We start from the raw sequence: 909 nt of genomic DNA, 5'->3' as shown, positions 1-909 counted from the left end.
ATCTGCGTCAGGACCGAGAAGCAGCGCTAGCCTCGGCGCGTGCCAGCGAAAAAAGAATTCTGGCCAAGGTGATGCGTGCAGAGGCCGCGCTTCAGAATGCGGACAACGAGGCTGATCGTCTCGACGCCGAGGCCGAGCTGGACGAAATTGCGGCTATGCGCGAGATCAATGAGTCGAATGTTCGCGCGGCCGAGGACGAGGTAGCTTTCATTCACGAGTGTATCAAGCGCATTGAGCCTTATCGTAAATACAAAGATATGGATGATCGTCAGGCTTTTGAAGCCGCTCAGCAGGAAGAGTGGAAGCTAACGCTTATGCGCCGTGCCGAGAACTATCTGCTGAGTCAAGGGTCGATTCCGCATGATCATTTCGAGACAATGCGCTTGCATCCGGAGTTTAGCACTGTTATACTGCCGCACGTCAATCGTGTTCACCAGCTGAGCACGAGCAAAGAGGCCTCAGATAGGCAAGCTCTAGTAGAGCTTTTGGCATCGGGCCCGAGCGACGTACGCAAGGTTATTTCGGAAGTACAACAACTTCGTTTGGAGAGTAAATGAAGACCACCATCAGCTTCGAAGACACACGCGTCCCTGTTCCAATCAGTGAGCTGGAAGGCGGCACCATGTTTTCGAATCAGCTGGAGCCCAGCGGTTTCGATTTGTTCATGGTGATGCTCGATGAGGAACCCGACGAGGGCCGGGTGCGTGCCGTCCGCATGATTAGCGGGGCACAGACCAGCTGGAGCCGTACGGAATTGGTGTACCCGCGTGACGTGTCGATCAAGGTGATTCGCTGATGGAACTCGATCTTTCGAACAACCGGATCGACCGGCTTGCTCAGGTGGTAGCTGCACTCGAACAGCACCACCCCCGTAATGAGAAGGGTCCTATCTGCGTCGTGGCCCCGCGT

General features: G+C 55.3%; 2 protein-coding genes. Both read left to right on the top strand.

The window, feature by feature from the left end:
• Positions 1-557, top strand: a 557-nt coding sequence (locus AC1RPN_RS07840) for a hypothetical protein (RefSeq protein WP_481763658.1), incomplete at its 5' end; no start/stop codon positions are given.
• Positions 554-796, top strand: coding sequence for a hypothetical protein (locus AC1RPN_RS07835; RefSeq protein ID WP_289874436.1), 243 nt, complete (start codon positions 554-556; stop codon positions 794-796). The genes AC1RPN_RS07840 and AC1RPN_RS07835, both read left to right, overlap by 4 nt.
• Positions 797-909: the final 113 nt, after the last annotated feature.

The organism is Dellaglioa sp. CoH-57-MRSF-20 (assembly GCF_056781955.1).
This window is presented reverse-complemented; position numbering and strand designations above follow the sequence as displayed.